Below are 13,571 nucleotides of genomic sequence, written 5' to 3'. Positions count from 1 at the left end.
GGCGTCACATCCCTAAAGCGCGGCGGTAGACATCGAGGAGCGTTTCCTGCTCTTCCACGTCAGCCGGTTCCTGCTTCCGGATCCGGATGATCTGCTTGATGACCTTCACGTCGAAGCCCGCGCTCTTGGCCTCGGAGAAGATGTCCTTGATGTCACTCTGGAGAGCCTTGCGTTCGCTTTCCAGTCGTTCCACCCGCTCAATAATCGAACGAAGCCGATCAGCTGCAATCCCGCCTTCATTGACTACGCTGTTGTGACCAATGGTGCTCATACGTGTCTCCAAATTTTGCCGCGCTGAATGAGGCTGATTGTGCTGGTCGATACGGAAAGAGACCTTGCGATTGACGCGCAGGTTTCGCCGCTGATTAGACGTTTGCGAATTTGCGGAATGTCGCGTTCATGGAGCTTCGCCCCGTAAACATCACTCCCGCAGGTTTTCGTTTGATGTCGGCGTCTATCTTCTTGGTTTTCGGCAAGGCTCGCCCAACGGATATTATCCGCCCGGTTATTCATCTTATCGCCGTCGTTATGCGCCAGTATGGCGCCCTCAAATGGTGCATCGCCAAGGAATGCCGCAGCCACAAGATTATGAATTCGTTTGGTATGGCTCTTATTGTCAGCCATCAGGCTGACATGTGCGTAGCCATGCGTCCAAGCGCATTGCAAAGGCCTGGGAGAGCCAATCCGGCGCACCCGACCATGAGACGACACTTCATAGCTGCGAAACCCAAAGACAGGCCTCCAGATCTCTTCGCGGCAGACGATGTGAAGCAAGTCAGACAGGCGACAGCTCAGCATATCAGTCATCGGTTCTGCCCCTTCAAAGGACGGATCACCTCGACCACGGCATAGCCGAGCGCATTCAGCACCCGATTGCGGGCATCAGCAGCTCCGTTATTGACGGCTTGTGAAATGTCGCACTGCGCGATGCCACGAAGACGGGCAAGGGCGCGCTGGCCTCCCGCCAACTCAACCGCATCGGCAACGATTGATTGTGCATTTCCAATCGGGATGTCAGTCACGGCGGACCTCCAGACGGCTGGCGTAATCTTCCAGCTTGCAGGAGAGGCCGAACAGCCAGTCAGAGGCCCGCTTGAGCATCAGGGCGCACCGTAAGACGACGACAGCAACGCATCGCAGGTCGCGGACGCGCCACAAGAGAAAGGATCGCATGGGTCATTCCATTGATCTTGCAGGGCACGATAGACGGCGGCCTGATGTTCGGCCTGCCGAGCTGCGCGCTCCAGGTTGCTTCGGTATGCCTCGGTCAGCCGCAGATAGACGTAGGCCGGGATCTGCTCCCATTCCCCGTAAAACAGGGCCTTGGCCTGACGTTCCGTGATCTTCAGCAGGCGAGCGAGGCGGTGCAGGACTTCCTTGACGCACAGGCCGGGGCCGAACGTCTGAGAAAGGGTTCGGGCCATCGACTGGGCATCGCGGGTCACGCTCTCAGGAGAGGCGGTCATGCGGTTTTCCAATCTGGCGGAATACTTTTCCGGTATTTTGGACACGGGTTTCTCCATTCTCTGCCATGTCACTGAGCAGAGAGGAGAAACCAGCGATGGAAGGAGACGCCCCCCAGACACCACAATTCGAGATCGACGCGGACACGCCGCACCTTGCCGTCGCACTGTGTCGGGATGCCCAGCTCTGGGGCACCCTCCACAGTCGGCAGCCGCAGGAGGTCAAGGACCACCTGGCGCTCAAACTGGCGATGTTGATTGGAGCGGACATCTGGGGCTGAGGCTCAGTGCAACCGGAGACCGAACCGGGCAAAAGTCCGGTCAGGCTTCGGTGGCGGGTTGCCGTTCCAGAGCGCCGCCCACGTCACGTCGGAGTAAGGGCTAAGCGGCTGGCGAATTACTGGCGGAGCCGGGGCGTGTCTCTTCGGGTGAGTTGCCCGCTGACGGGCAGCTTTCCACCTGGAGCGGAGATCCTTCGGGACCTGCCGTTCCATGGCCGCAGAGAGCGCAACCGTTGAGACGCCCAGGCTTTCTGCGATGGCGGAAGCACTCTCTTCCCGCTTCATCATTTCGAGAAGCCTTGGCATCAGAGGAGACCAGTCGATACGGGTCCGAGAAGATGCGCCGCCTGTCGAGCTATCATTTGGCGACAGGCCGTTCAGGCCATAACGGCGGATGGCGGTGGCAAGGGAATTTTCAGACACGCCAAAATGGTCCGCAAGTTGGGCACGTGTCTTTCCTTCACGGATCAGCCGTTCCAGCTCGGGAAGGCGGGGTTTCCATTTGAAGATTTCAGCCATCACGCAACCCTCCCGGCAAAATGCGCCCGGACGAACGCGGCGAAGGACAGGGCGCAGAAGGCGCAGGTCAGGAGGTCAAGCATTGGCTGGCTCCTTTGCGGGTGGAGCAGCCTTCTTCTCGAAGGGCGCGGCCATGAATTTCCGAACGCGCTCCTCGGTCCGAACCAGAAGGGACCCACCTTTGCGCAGCCGAGAGACGAAGTAGCTGTCTCCAGCGGCCATGCGCCCGAACGTCGTCTCCGCGATCCCGCGGCGACTGACATAATCCTCAATCTCTTGGATGAGTTTGGTATGATTGCTCATATCCAGAACCTAGTGTGATGCATCACACCTCGTCAAGCGAGAAAGGTGTGATGCATCGCATCTGCCATGAGCGCATATTGCGTGGGATACTTCACATCATGGAAAGACACCCGTCAGCAGCGCAGATTGAAGAACGAATGAACGCGCTAGGAACCACAGCCAAGCGACTGGCAAAGGATGCGGGGGTGGGCGAGACCTATGTTCGCGACATTCTTACGGGCCGATCATTAGATCCTAAGACGGGGAAGCTTACTCAGATTGCTGCTGCTCTTGGCTGCAAACTTGAGGATCTGCTGCCACGCAAGGTAGCTGTTCAGCCGATCTACACTACACAGATCGAAGTTCGCGGCGAGGTGCAAGCTGGTGTCTGGCGTGAGGCTATCGAATGGCCAACTGCGGACTGGTACGCGATCACCGTGCCGATTGACATGGCCTATCAGGGCTTTCATCGCTACGGACTAAAAGTCTGCGGCCAGTCTATGAATAAGGTTTTTCCGGAAGGTTCGGTTGTGGTGGTCATCAACTTCGGTGACCTAGGCCGCGTGCCTCAGACCGGGGACTTTGTGGTGGCTATTCAGCGATGCAGCAGGACAGACCAGTTTGAGGCAACGGTTAAAGCCGTGCAGATCAAGGATGATGGCGTGGTGATACTATGGCCACAGAGTTGGGACCCAGCATTTCAGACACCTGTTGTCTTACCGCCGCAGGATGGCCAAGACAACGCAGGAGTATTGGATGTGGCAATCCAAGCATTGGTTGTCGGTAGTTATCAGCCAAATCCGAAAGCTTCGTTTTCATAAATTATAAATAATATAGTAAGGGAAAGCAATGACTGAAGAAGAAAAAAAGAAAACCCAATTAAAACCTGGGCTGCCGACATTTAGGTCCTCTATTAGCCTTGTCGGTGTTACGGCGCATGACTTTATGGTTTTATTCGCTGCAGCTATGCCACAAATAGATGCAGGTGGATATGGGTTTTCTGCGGAGGCAACTCTTTCGCAGCAGGCTCTTATCACTATGAATCCGATAGCAGCCAAGTTGTTTTTGCGTGATTTGCAACGGACAATTGATGGATATGAAGAACAATTCGGAGAGATAGATATGTCAGTTTTGAGGTCCAGGACCTAAACGGACTATGACTGGCAAAAGATTGGCTCTTCGGATTCCTTGCCCAAATCCGATAATTGGTGGGGACGTTTGGCTAGCTACGTCGTCATGGCAACATATTGTTGATAACCATCCAGAAGTTGATTTTCCGGATCTGTATGAAACTCTTGGGGATCCACATTATGTTCATGCGGATGCCAGGCGGAAGGACGCATATATCATTGTCGGCAAAAGGACACTGACGCAAACTTCTCATTCGATGCGCGTTTCCGTGAAAACGGGACTCCCGGATGGGAATTTCGTATCGACTGCTTTTTATTCGAGTGATCCGATTCCAACTACAATGGTTTGGGCTAAAGACGGAGCAGATTCAGAAGGAGGAGAAAATGACGAATGATCTTCATGTTTCCTATGATTCCTTCGCAGATGTTCTTTATCTTTCCATCGGAAATCCAGCACCATCTATATCTCATCCAGACGTTGACGGATTGATCTGGCGAACACCTCTTTCGGGTGATATTCCCAATGCAGTGACGATAACCGATTTCGACTATTTTTGGAGAAACCATCTTTCGGAGTTACTCGACAAGGTATCTTCTCAACTCCACGTATCAAGTTCCGATTTGAAGGATTCACTACCCCTTTCCCGCTAGGGAGGAGAACCCGACTCCGGTCGGGTTTTTTCTTCGATAAACGGTGTGACGCATCACATTTTATGATTGACAAGGTGTGACGCATCACACATGGTTTCTCTACACCGCACGAAGCGGCGAGGGAGAACCACAATGGCGAACCTGCCTGACAATTTCTCACAGAGTGCGTTTGATGCCCGCTACGGCGTTGGCAACACGGCTCTGGATGACGAATACGATTACCTGCGCGGGCTGCAGGATGCGTATGACGCGATCGACGTTCTGGAAGATCCGAACGATGATCAGCTCTCTGAACTGCTGGCTCTTGAAGATCAGATCGCAGACCAGCGCGTCACCATCTCGATGATGGAGGATGCGTGATGTCCCAGGCTCTCGAAAAAGCCATCAGCGATATGCACGCGGCCCGCAATTTCATGATGCGCCCGGACGTCGCAGAAGCCCTCAAGCACCTGAACTCCGATGAAGTGTTCGACGTGAAGTTCAGGCTGGCGCGCTCGGCAATCAATCTCCGGCACGAGATCAACGCAAAAGCCCTCGAAACCGCCTGACCGGCAAATAAACCCAGGAATTTCTGAAATGCGTGAAACAGCAAACGCCCGAAGTGTGTCTAAAGCTCATGTTCCGTATCTGGAAATGAAGCGCCGCCAGTTCCGTAAGGCCGCTTGTGTGAGCCTGAATGCCGCAGGCCGGGCCGATATGGCGGGGGACCAGGCAGAGCATGATCTGCACTGGCAGCGTTATCTCGATGCCGCGAACATCGCGCTCGATACCGACCGGCAGATCAAGAGCCAGACCATTGCGGGCCTGTCCCGGATCGTGGCGCACGTCCTGCGCACGCCGCTTCTGCGGATGGGTGACGTGGCATGAGCCAGACTCTGACCCGCGATATCCGCGACGTGGCCAACGAGATCCACGCCAGAGAGATCAAGCCTGCCATTGATGCCTACATCGCAGCACTGACGGCGATCCGTGGCGCCAATGATCCGGACGGTCCGACGGTGAACATGATCCTGGCCTGTGAGGCAGCCGCCGCAAAGCTCAAGGGAGCGGAAGGCAATCTCCGGGCCGCGCTGTTCGCCTCGATGAAGGACAACGGCGTCCTCGATTTCGAACATGGCGGGATGATCGCTGCCGTCCGGGCCGGGTCCACGTCAGCCACCATCAAGGACGAGAAGGCGCTTCGGGGCGCCGCTCCTGAACTTTTCATTCCACAGCCGGACAAGCTGGACCGGGCCGCGCTGACCAAGCGCCTCAAGGCCGGGATGCCTGTTGCTGGCGCAGAACTCTCCACGGGCGCTCCGACGCTCGTCATCAGAAGGGCTTGAGACGATGACCGCAGTTACGACGACGCAGGGGCATGCGCCTGCAATCCAGATCAACAGCTTCAGTGAACTGATGCGCTTTGCCGAAATCGCGGCTGGGAGCGGCATGGTCCCCAAGGATTATGTCGGCAAGCCAGCGGCCATCCTGATCGCGGTCCAGATGGGCTCTGAGCTTGGATTGGCGCCGATGCAGTCCATGCAGAATATCGCCGTCATCAATGGCCGTCCGAGCGTCTGGGGTGATGCTCTGCTTGGTCTCGTGAAGGCCTCTCCGGTCTGTGACGACGTGGTCGAGACGTTGGAAGGCGAGGGGGACCGTATGACGGCCATCTGCGTCGCCAAGCGTAAAGGAAAGTCCCCGGTTGAAGCCCGGTTCAGTGTGCAGGATGCGAAAGATGCAGCCCTGTGGACCAAACAGGGGCCGTGGAAGCAGTACCCGAAGCGCATGCTCCAGATGCGCGCCCGCGGCTTCGCTCTGCGTGATGCCTTCCCGGACGTGCTGCGCGGTCTGATCACGGCTGAGGAAGCTGCCGACATTCCGCAGGACGACTTCCGCAAGAGCGTTTCCAATCAGGGGCCGGTCGATGTCACGCCCAAGTGCCAGCAGATCAAAGAAGAACGCCCGGTCGATCACGTCGCGTTCTTCACCAGTCGCCTCAAGGCCTGCTCTGACACGGGTTGCGTTCTGGCCCTCGAAAAGAAGTGGGAGCAGACGCAAGCCAAGGCTCGTGACGCAGGACGTCCGATCTCCGAGGAAGTGCTGGCTGATGTCACCGACCTGTTCGCGGATCGGTATGGCGCGCTGCACGAGGCTGAACGTCAGCAGGCCGACGCCAACGCAGAAGTCCCGGCCGAGGAGATGCCGGCATGAGCATCCTGTTCTTCGATACGGAAACCACAGGTTTGGCGAAGCCCGGACTTCCGACCGGCCATGAGGATCAGCCGCATTGCGTCCAGCTCGCGGCCATCCTGACAGACGACCAAGGGCAGGAAGAGGCGTGCGTGAACGTCATTATCCGCCCGGACGGATGGACAGTGCCGGAGAGGGCTGCGGCCGTCCATGGCATCACGACGGAGAAGGCCGCACGCTATGGCATCCGCGAGCAGGTGGCATCCGTCCTGTTCTATGACCTGACGAGCCGCGCCGACCTGCTGGTTGCACACAACATCCAGTTTGACCGGCAGATCGTGGCGACGATGTACGCCCGGGCCAAGCGTGCAGAGTGGAAGCTGCCGGAAGCGCAGTTCTGCACGATGGAAGCTGCAGCGCCTCTGGTGAACCTGCCGCCGACGCCTCGCATGCGTGCGGCCGGGATCATCAAGCCCAAAGCGCCAAAGCTCGAAGAATGCATCCAGCATTTCTACGGCGAGGCGCTTGAGGGCGCGCATGACGCCCTGGTCGATGTCCGGGCCTGTGCTCGGATCTACTTCGAGATGAAGCGCATGGGAAAGGCGGCATGAAGTGGAAAACGCCTATGGCGCCTAAGCCCCGCAAGTTCGTGCCCGGAGAAGCATTGGTCCTGAGCGGAGATGCACTTTTGGAGATCGCCGAGAGCCACAAGTGGTTTTTCCACGGAGAACGCCTAATGCACTCGGCGGCCTTGAAGAACATGAGCCTGACGGTTGTCCGCGCACGCATTGCTGACGGATACATTCGACGCGCTGACCTGAACCCTGATTGGATTGCATTTGAGCGAGAGCGCTTCGCCCGTCTCGATAAAGCATCCAAAGCCGCAATTACAGGAGAGGCGGCATGACCCACCCCCGCGAGATCAACGAGGACCTGAGCGACGTGATTGCGCGATCCTTCCTCATGGAGCGGATCGAGCGTGCAGCAGCCCTGCCGTGCCTTGCCGACCTCCGCCACGACGACAACGAAATCCGCCGCGAGTGCGGCCTGCTAAAGATTGAGAACTGGAACGCATAATGGCTGATTTTCTCTTGGTTTATCCTGTCCATAAACGCGGTGGTGAAGAAGCGATCCTGCTGCCTGTTTCAGAGGTCGGGCCTGCATTTCCTGTCATGAGTAATGGCGACATGCAGGGAATTGGTTCATGGCTGCACGTTGCCGAATACATCCAGCCTTCCGGTCGAATGCTGGTCCACGGCACGCCCCTCGAGATAGCCGAAGCCATTGCTTCTGACGGTCGTGTCGCGGCCCTGACGCCAAAGGAACAGTCGGCTGACGAGGTGGGAGCATGACCTCCCTAATCCCCACCATCTGCGAGGCGCTTGCCCTCGTGATCCTGTTCCACCTTGCGGCCGGTCAGCGGCCGGGGAGTGTTTGATGATGAGTGAGATGAAGCCGGTTGCCCGCGTTGACGGACGATATTCTGACGATAGGCCGATGGTGCGAACGCTTGATACAGGCGCCTATATGCCGCTTGGGACCGAGCTCTACACATCCGAACAGCTTGCCGAGGCTGTGGCGGCGGAGAGGGAGCGATGCGCGAAGCTTTGCGAGGATAAAGCCCACACCATCGTGCAGGAGCAGGGGTCTCTGCCTGATTTTGAAACAGGTGAAGTCACTCTTGGTGAACTCAGTCAGGAAGCCTTTGAGGCTTTCGAAAACGCCGCTGAAGCCATCCGGAGCCCCGCGAAATGACCCAGACAGGACAGAGCAGCGCGGTTCGGACGCGGGACAAGATGGTTATGCGCCTGAAAAGCATCATTAACGATCCGTGTGACCATCACCGTGGCGTCTTGGCACAGAAGTATGTTGATCAAGCCATGGCTTTAGGCGCGGAAGAACAGCGACGGAAGGAGGCGGATCTGTCGCGGGCGCAACTGTTCTGCCGGGATCAAAAGGATGCTTCTAACCGCACGCCGGAACGGGCCGACGTAGTGCAATGGCAGAAAGACCAGAACGAGTTCTTCCTATCCAATGTTCTCGAAATCGTCACCGAGTATGCCGCATGGCGGGACCGGGGGGATGCGGAAGGGCAGGAACCGGTTGCGTGGATTGATGCGTCAGAGCTGCCCGAGCGTGAGAATAACATGGCTTGTTCCACAGCCAGCCTGTCTCCCCTGAAGAGCCATTATGAGACGACTGCGCTCTACATCCGTCCCGCCAACGTCGCCGCGCTGGAGGCGAGGGTGAAGGTGTTGGAGGAGGAGAACGAAAAGTTCCGAAATGCGCTGTTTTATATTGATGAGACGGCAAAAGGTTTTTGGGACCCTAAGGGGCACAAAGATTGCATTGAAATCGCCCGCGCCGCCCTCACACGCGAGGGAGGGGAGTGATGTCCGCAATCGACAACATCAAGATCAGATTTTCTCCGCTGTCCAATCGGGTTGTTCTGGCGCGTTTTGGCAAATCTGAAACCGACGCCTTAGAAACAAGAGACGCGACAAACGAGTTTTTGCAAGCCTTTGTCGCTTATGCTTTCGATGGGAAGATGCCCGAAAAGGGTGCGGCTGTAGAAGTGAAGTTTGGCGGCGGAGATCAGCAATTCGTCGTCCGCATCGAACGTGCAGGAGACCCGGCATGAGCGGGCGGACAGATACGGAGCGGCTAGACTGGATCGCCAAACAGGATGTGGTGGTCGGAGAGCACGCCTCGTACGGTCGGTGGAAAGATGTAGTTCTGGCCCGATATCAGAGATCATTTCCCGCTGATCTTATGGATATTCGACATACCATCGACGCAGCCATGGACGCGGAGGGGCGGGATGAGTGAGGCACTGGAACGCTGGCTCGATCGAACGGCACTGGCGAAGAGGCTCTGCACATCTCCCGCGTGCCTCCCGCGCCTTGTATCGCAAGGGAGGCTTCCGCAGCCCTCTCTTCACCTTGGCCCCAGAAGCCCGCGATGGGACATCCATGCTGTTGACGCAATGATGCTCGACGCTGTGGGTGTTTCCATGTCACCAAACACTGAAATGGCGGTAGCCCGTGCCTGTGAAGAAATTTCCTCCGAAGCGAGACGATCTAAAGGTCGTTCGAAAGACGCTCGCTGACGGCACGGTTCGGGAATACTACTACCCCAAAAAGCGAAAGACCGACGTCCCGAGAGGGCCGATCCCCGGCACCATCGGGGCAGTCCTCCGTCTTTACTATGGAAGCCCTGAATGGGCTGCCACGAAAGCCAGCACCAAACGAAGCCGCATCATCTATCTGAAAGAACTCGAACGTATCGAGCATGTCCCGCTCAAGGAATTGCGCCGACGTGTGATCCTGCAGTTTCGAGATACTCTTGCTAGGGACAGGGGCACCGGAGCAGCCAATCAGTTCATCCAGTCCACCAGTGCTTTTCTCTCATGGGCGCTCGACCGGGAATGGGTGGAAGCAAATGCCGCGGCTCGGATCGGAATGCTGCCTTACAAGCCTTTTCCGGCCTGGACTAAGGAGATGACGCGCGAGGCAATTCAGAACCTGCCTGCACATCTATCGCGTGTCGTCGTTCTTGCGTTGTTCACCGGGCAGAGGCGAGGGGATCTATGCGCCATGAAGTGGTCTGACATTCGCGGCAATGCCATCCACGTCATCCAGCAGAAAACAGGAACAGAACTCTGGATCCCGCTTCACCCGGTTCTTGCCAAGGCTATCAAGGGCTGGCCCCGGACCAGCGACCATATTCTAACCGGCGTCCGGGGCGGCGCCATGACAGTCTACAACGTCACGCGAAGCATGAATGACGCTCAAGAGCGCGGTCTCCTGCCAAAGGGGTTCAATGTCCATGGGCTCAGAAAGCTGGCCGCTGCGCTTCTCGCTGAGGCTGGATGCTCAACGCATGAGATCGCAGCGATCACGGGTCATAAGACGCTTAAAATGGTCGAGCACTACACCCGGTCCGTGGACCAAAGGCGCATGGCAGAAGACGCAATTTCCAAGGTGGAAACCGGAAATTGGAAACTGCTGGAAACCGACTTATAACCTATTGAAAACTAAGGAAATCCTCAGTTGAACCAGTAAAAATAGAAAACGAAGCCTTCGATTCCGGCAGCGTGCGCCATTGCTGCCTGCCGTTCAAGAATTTCCGGCGAATTTAGCGTGTAATGGCCCAGATCCCGCGGAATGCGTGGCTGGTAATGATCTGAAAAACGGGGAATGCCGCGGGGCAGATTGGTCCATTCCGTAAAACCTTCACCCCACCAGGCGTCATTTTCGGGAATGGTGTGGAACTGCGGCAGATAATAGGCCAGAACGCGTGCGCGACGGATGGCGCTTTTTGGAAGCGGGCGCACTTTCTCGAATAGCGGTCCGGGTTTGCTCCGCCTCTTGATCTCTCCAAAGACGGATATTTCTGTTTCCGGACTGCTTGGATGAACGTCCGGACGATCGCGATTTTCCAAATAATGCAGTAATGGATTGCTGTCAGGAGAATGACGAAGATATTTGCGTCTGTAATAGAGTGGATCAAACCCGTCGAAGGGCTTCCTTGCCTCCCGAAAGCCTTGAATCATGTAGTGCTCAAGAGCATCCAGGCCCGCTTTTGCGACATCGGGATACGCACGTAGATAAAAGTCCGGATCAAATTCCGGGATCGGACGCAGCGGAGTATTATGACGGTTCAGCAAATAGTGGGCGAGTGCCAGCATTCCTCCCGGGACCGAATAGGTGCGCGCATACCATACGGGATCGAACCATGCGATCGGACGGCGGCCTTCCTGCTCTCCGCGCAGAATGTAGTGCAATAAAGGATCGCCAATAACATCGCGGTTCTGGCTGAGATACCAGTGCGGGTCAAAGAACGGGTTGGGTTTCCGTCCTTCGCGCCATCCATGCTGATGATAATGCCGCAGAACTCCCGTTCCGAGCTTGGTCAGATCGGGATTGGTCTTGATGTAATAGAATGCATCGAATGTTCCTGAATGTCCTAAAATCTGCAACGGCGACGCATCAACCGGAAATGGTGAGGTCTGTGAGGTGTCAGAGGGGACATGAGCAAACACATTCAACATGCATTAGTTTTTTACGTTTTTTTAACTTTCTTCAAGTCGTTAATTGATCGTCAACCCAAAAGAGATTTGATCGTACCGTCCGGCGGTGCCATACCGTGGCGCCCGAGGGCATGTTGTCCTCATTCCTGGCATCAGAGGCGGGTTAGCGATGGACATCAGCGCATCACCGACCATCGCGGATGGTCCGGTTTACACACACCAGACCGTGCGGCTGGATAACGGTCTCGATCTGGAATGTGGTGTGCATCTCGCGCCTCTGGAGATCGCTTACTGCACCTATGGAACACTTTCGCCAAAACGCGATAATGCGATCCTGGTCTGTCATGCACTGACGGGTGACCAATATCTTGCCGAAAAAAACCCTCTGACCGGAAAACCCGGCTGGTGGAGCCGGATGGTAGGGCCGGGTCTGCCGATCGATACGGACCGTTACTTCGTGATCTGCTCCAATGTTCTCGGCGGCTGCATGGGAACGACTGGTCCCCGATCGATCTGTGCGGAGACCGGGAAGGCGTGGGACAGTGAATTCCCCCCCATTACCATGCATGACATTGTGGCAGCTCAGGCGAAGCTGATCGATCATCTGGGCATTGAGCGTCTGTTTGCGGTTATCGGTGGGTCCATGGGTGGGATGCAGGCTCTGACATGGGCTGCCGACTTTCCGGAGCGCGTGTTCGCAGTCATGCCTATTGCAACATCTCCGTTCCACTCGGCCCAGAACATCGCGTTCAATGAAGTCAGCCGGCAGGCTATTTTCGCCGATCCAGACTGGCATAATGGCCATTACAGGGATTTCGGCGCTATTCCCGCACGGGGGCTCGGTGTTGCGCGGATGATGGCGCATATCACTTATCTTTCCGAAGCAGCACTTAGCCGTAAGTTCGGACGGCGCGTCCGGCACGACGCCGCGACAGCCGTTCCTGCATCGAGCAGTCCGTCGCTGTTCGGGGAAATGTTCGAGGTTGAGAGCTACCTCCGACATCAGGGCTCAACCTTCGTGCGCAGGTTCGACGCCAATTCCTATCTGACCATTACGCGGGCGATGGACTATTTCGATCTGGCCGCCGAGCATGATGGTGACCTCGCTAACCCCTTCCGCAATTCACAGACCCGCTTCTGTGTCGTGTCTTTCAGTTCGGACTGGCTTTTTCCGACGTCCCAGTCCCGCCTGCTGGTTCGCGCGCTCAACCGGGCAGGAGCAAACGTTTCTTTCGTCGAAATCGAAAGCGATCGCGGGCATGACGCTTTCCTGCTGGATGAGCCGGATTTTGACCGGACGATCCGGGGCTTCATCAATGGTGCTGCCGAACATGCGGCCCTTCTGGAGGGAGACTGCTGATGCGTGTAGACCAGCGGCTCATTGCCGAAATGATCGCACCGCGCGCCCGCGTTCTCGATGTTGGTAGCGGAGATGGCACGCTGATTGACTATCTGTATCGCACGCGCTCCTGCGACGCCCGCGGGATCGAGATCGACATGCAGAATGTTACGCAGTCCGTCGCACATGGCCTGCCGGTAATGCATGGCGACGCGGATCATGATCTGGCGGATTATCCGGATGACACGTTCGATTACGTGGTCCTGCAAAGAACACTACAGGCGGTTGAGCGGCCGCGTGAGGTCCTGCGGCAGATGCTCCGGATTGGACGTCACGCCATTGTCTCTTTTCCCAATTTTGGTCACTGGCGGCTGAGGCTTCAGCTTCTGACGACTGGACGGATGCCAATGACGTCCGTCTGGAGCACGCCCTGGTATTCCACGCCGAACATTCATCCCTGCACGATCCAGGATTTTCTTCTGCTTTGTGAAGAAGAAGGGTACGTTGTTCAACAGTGGCTAGCGATTGATGAGGACGGAGCCCGTGCTCCCTGGCGCCGCTCCATCAGGCTCGCCAATCTGTTTGGGGAGCAGGCGATGTTCCTTCTCAAGCGGGCGGGCCACTAAGTCTCATACACAGTTTGCAACCTTCGCTTATGGCTTCGGTTAGACTCCCGCGCGGATTCTGTTTTGTCAGAATCTG

At 56.7% G+C, this 13,571-nt stretch carries 27 protein-coding genes; 20 read left to right on the top strand and 7 right to left on the bottom strand.

Annotated features, from left to right (window positions below; all coding sequences use genetic code 11):
- Nucleotides 1–4: 4 nt before the first annotated feature.
- The 4 genes from GRO01_RS07330 to GRO01_RS07315 all read right to left on the bottom strand — a co-directional run bounded on the left by GRO01_RS07330 (nucleotide 5) and on the right by GRO01_RS07315 (nucleotide 1,466).
- On the bottom strand, nucleotides 5–271 hold the full coding sequence (locus GRO01_RS07330; RefSeq protein WP_062509935.1) for a DUF2312 domain-containing protein: 267 nt from the start codon (nucleotides 269–271) through the stop codon (nucleotides 5–7).
- Nucleotides 268–807, bottom strand: coding sequence for an HNH endonuclease (locus tag GRO01_RS07325; RefSeq protein ID WP_062509937.1), 540 nt, complete (start codon nucleotides 805–807; stop codon nucleotides 268–270). Before GRO01_RS07325 ends, GRO01_RS07330 begins: the two co-directional genes overlap by 4 nt.
- On the bottom strand, nucleotides 804–1,022 hold the full coding sequence (locus GRO01_RS07320; RefSeq protein ID WP_062509939.1) for a hypothetical protein: 219 nt from the start codon (nucleotides 1,020–1,022) through the stop codon (nucleotides 804–806). The genes GRO01_RS07325 and GRO01_RS07320 overlap by 4 nt, the downstream gene beginning before the upstream one ends.
- Nucleotides 1,023–1,100: 78 nt before the next feature.
- A complete protein-coding gene (locus GRO01_RS07315; RefSeq protein WP_141306900.1) occupies nucleotides 1,101–1,466 on the bottom strand; it encodes a hypothetical protein in 366 nt (121 codons plus the stop codon).
- 95 nt (nucleotides 1,467–1,561) lie between these two features.
- Here GRO01_RS07315 and GRO01_RS07310 point away from each other — a divergent pair, with 95 nt between their 5' ends.
- Entirely contained in the window at nucleotides 1,562–1,744 is a 183-nt protein-coding gene (locus tag GRO01_RS07310; protein WP_062509942.1) for a hypothetical protein, read from the top strand.
- A gap of 3 nt (nucleotides 1,745–1,747) precedes the next feature.
- Here the strand turns inward: GRO01_RS07310 and GRO01_RS07305 are convergent, their stop codons facing one another.
- Nucleotides 1,748–2,263, bottom strand: a complete 516-nt coding sequence (locus GRO01_RS07305) for a helix-turn-helix domain-containing protein (protein ID WP_062509944.1) — start codon at nucleotides 2,261–2,263, stop codon at nucleotides 1,748–1,750.
- Nucleotides 2,264–2,338: 75 nt separating this feature from the next.
- Complete coding sequence (locus tag GRO01_RS07300) at nucleotides 2,339–2,566, bottom strand: hypothetical protein (protein ID WP_062509946.1); 228 nt, start codon at nucleotides 2,564–2,566, stop codon at nucleotides 2,339–2,341.
- 17 nt (nucleotides 2,567–2,583) lie between these two features.
- Between GRO01_RS07300 and GRO01_RS07295 the strand changes: the two genes are divergently transcribed.
- The 17 genes from GRO01_RS07295 to GRO01_RS07215 all read left to right on the top strand — a co-directional run bounded on the left by GRO01_RS07295 (nucleotide 2,584) and on the right by GRO01_RS07215 (nucleotide 10,523).
- The gene (locus tag GRO01_RS07295; RefSeq protein WP_062509948.1) at nucleotides 2,584–3,366 is read left to right on the top strand and encodes a S24 family peptidase; all 783 of its coding nucleotides are present in this window, start codon (nucleotides 2,584–2,586) and stop codon (nucleotides 3,364–3,366) included.
- A 28-nt stretch (nucleotides 3,367–3,394) separates the two neighbouring features.
- Nucleotides 3,395–3,694: a DUF3467 domain-containing protein gene (locus tag GRO01_RS07290; protein ID WP_062509950.1), complete on the top strand. Its 300-nt coding sequence runs from the start codon at nucleotides 3,395–3,397 to the stop codon at nucleotides 3,692–3,694.
- A 7-nt stretch (nucleotides 3,695–3,701) separates the two neighbouring features.
- Complete coding sequence (locus GRO01_RS07285) at nucleotides 3,702–4,070, top strand: hypothetical protein (RefSeq protein WP_141306896.1); 369 nt, start codon at nucleotides 3,702–3,704, stop codon at nucleotides 4,068–4,070.
- 388 nt (nucleotides 4,071–4,458) lie between these two features.
- Nucleotides 4,459–4,686 (top strand): hypothetical protein, encoded by a 228-nt coding sequence (locus tag GRO01_RS07275; RefSeq protein ID WP_062509952.1) that lies wholly within the window; start codon nucleotides 4,459–4,461, stop codon nucleotides 4,684–4,686.
- Nucleotides 4,686–4,874 (top strand): hypothetical protein, encoded by a 189-nt coding sequence (locus GRO01_RS07270; RefSeq protein WP_062509955.1) that lies wholly within the window; start codon nucleotides 4,686–4,688, stop codon nucleotides 4,872–4,874. The genes GRO01_RS07275 and GRO01_RS07270 overlap by 1 nt, the downstream gene beginning before the upstream one ends.
- Before the next feature lie 28 nt (nucleotides 4,875–4,902).
- Nucleotides 4,903–5,193, top strand: a complete 291-nt coding sequence (locus GRO01_RS07265; protein ID WP_062509957.1) for a hypothetical protein — start codon at nucleotides 4,903–4,905, stop codon at nucleotides 5,191–5,193.
- Nucleotides 5,190–5,651: a siphovirus Gp157 family protein gene (locus tag GRO01_RS07260; RefSeq protein WP_062509959.1), complete on the top strand. Its 462-nt coding sequence runs from the start codon at nucleotides 5,190–5,192 to the stop codon at nucleotides 5,649–5,651. The genes GRO01_RS07265 and GRO01_RS07260 overlap by 4 nt, the downstream gene beginning before the upstream one ends.
- Nucleotides 5,652–5,655: 4 nt before the next feature.
- Nucleotides 5,656–6,519, top strand: a complete 864-nt coding sequence (locus GRO01_RS07255; protein WP_062509961.1) for a recombinase RecT — start codon at nucleotides 5,656–5,658, stop codon at nucleotides 6,517–6,519.
- A complete protein-coding gene (locus GRO01_RS07250) occupies nucleotides 6,516–7,109 on the top strand; it encodes a 3'-5' exonuclease (protein WP_062509963.1) in 594 nt (197 codons plus the stop codon). Before GRO01_RS07255 ends, GRO01_RS07250 begins: the two co-directional genes overlap by 4 nt.
- The gene (locus GRO01_RS07245; RefSeq protein WP_062509964.1) at nucleotides 7,106–7,405 is read left to right on the top strand and encodes a hypothetical protein; all 300 of its coding nucleotides are present in this window, start codon (nucleotides 7,106–7,108) and stop codon (nucleotides 7,403–7,405) included. Before GRO01_RS07250 ends, GRO01_RS07245 begins: the two co-directional genes overlap by 4 nt.
- Nucleotides 7,402–7,575 carry a hypothetical protein gene (locus GRO01_RS13310; RefSeq protein ID WP_156053214.1) on the top strand — a complete coding sequence of 58 codons (174 nt, stop codon included), beginning with the start codon at nucleotides 7,402–7,404 and terminating at the stop codon, nucleotides 7,573–7,575. Before GRO01_RS07245 ends, GRO01_RS13310 begins: the two co-directional genes overlap by 4 nt.
- A complete protein-coding gene (locus GRO01_RS07240; protein WP_062509966.1) occupies nucleotides 7,575–7,850 on the top strand; it encodes a hypothetical protein in 276 nt (91 codons plus the stop codon). The genes GRO01_RS13310 and GRO01_RS07240 overlap by 1 nt, the downstream gene beginning before the upstream one ends.
- A gap of 85 nt (nucleotides 7,851–7,935) precedes the next feature.
- On the top strand, nucleotides 7,936–8,253 hold the full coding sequence (locus tag GRO01_RS07235; protein WP_062509968.1) for a hypothetical protein: 318 nt from the start codon (nucleotides 7,936–7,938) through the stop codon (nucleotides 8,251–8,253).
- Nucleotides 8,250–8,891, top strand: coding sequence for a hypothetical protein (locus GRO01_RS07230; RefSeq protein ID WP_062509970.1), 642 nt, complete (start codon nucleotides 8,250–8,252; stop codon nucleotides 8,889–8,891). Before GRO01_RS07235 ends, GRO01_RS07230 begins: the two co-directional genes overlap by 4 nt.
- Nucleotides 8,891–9,139 (top strand): DUF7446 family protein, encoded by a 249-nt coding sequence (locus GRO01_RS07225; RefSeq protein WP_062509972.1) that lies wholly within the window; start codon nucleotides 8,891–8,893, stop codon nucleotides 9,137–9,139. The genes GRO01_RS07230 and GRO01_RS07225 overlap by 1 nt, the downstream gene beginning before the upstream one ends.
- A complete protein-coding gene (locus tag GRO01_RS07220) occupies nucleotides 9,136–9,327 on the top strand; it encodes a hypothetical protein (RefSeq protein WP_062509974.1) in 192 nt (63 codons plus the stop codon). The genes GRO01_RS07225 and GRO01_RS07220 overlap by 4 nt, the downstream gene beginning before the upstream one ends.
- Before the next feature lie 215 nt (nucleotides 9,328–9,542).
- Nucleotides 9,543–10,523, top strand: a complete 981-nt coding sequence (locus tag GRO01_RS07215) for a tyrosine-type recombinase/integrase (RefSeq protein ID WP_231490337.1) — start codon at nucleotides 9,543–9,545, stop codon at nucleotides 10,521–10,523.
- A gap of 23 nt (nucleotides 10,524–10,546) precedes the next feature.
- Here GRO01_RS07215 and GRO01_RS07210 read toward each other — a convergent pair whose 3' ends face one another.
- On the bottom strand, nucleotides 10,547–11,284 hold the full coding sequence (locus tag GRO01_RS07210) for a glycoside hydrolase family 99-like domain-containing protein (RefSeq protein ID WP_231490340.1): 738 nt from the start codon (nucleotides 11,282–11,284) through the stop codon (nucleotides 10,547–10,549).
- A gap of 415 nt (nucleotides 11,285–11,699) precedes the next feature.
- Between GRO01_RS07210 and metX the strand changes: the two genes are divergently transcribed.
- Together metX and metW are read left to right on the top strand one after the other, a co-directional pair.
- The gene (gene metX / locus GRO01_RS07205; protein ID WP_062509978.1) at nucleotides 11,700–12,890 is read left to right on the top strand and encodes a homoserine O-acetyltransferase MetX; all 1,191 of its coding nucleotides are present in this window, start codon (nucleotides 11,700–11,702) and stop codon (nucleotides 12,888–12,890) included.
- On the top strand, nucleotides 12,890–13,495 hold the full coding sequence (metW, locus tag GRO01_RS07200) for a methionine biosynthesis protein MetW (protein ID WP_062509980.1): 606 nt from the start codon (nucleotides 12,890–12,892) through the stop codon (nucleotides 13,493–13,495). The genes metX and metW overlap by 1 nt, the downstream gene beginning before the upstream one ends.
- The last annotated feature ends 76 nt before the right edge of the window (nucleotides 13,496–13,571 follow it).

The sequence above is a fragment of the Gluconobacter roseus NBRC 3990 genome (assembly GCF_006538885.1).
Classification (GTDB): Bacteria; Pseudomonadota; Alphaproteobacteria; order Acetobacterales; family Acetobacteraceae; genus Gluconobacter; species Gluconobacter roseus.
Note: the sequence above shows the minus strand (reverse complement) of the source record. Positions and strands in the feature narration are given on the sequence as shown.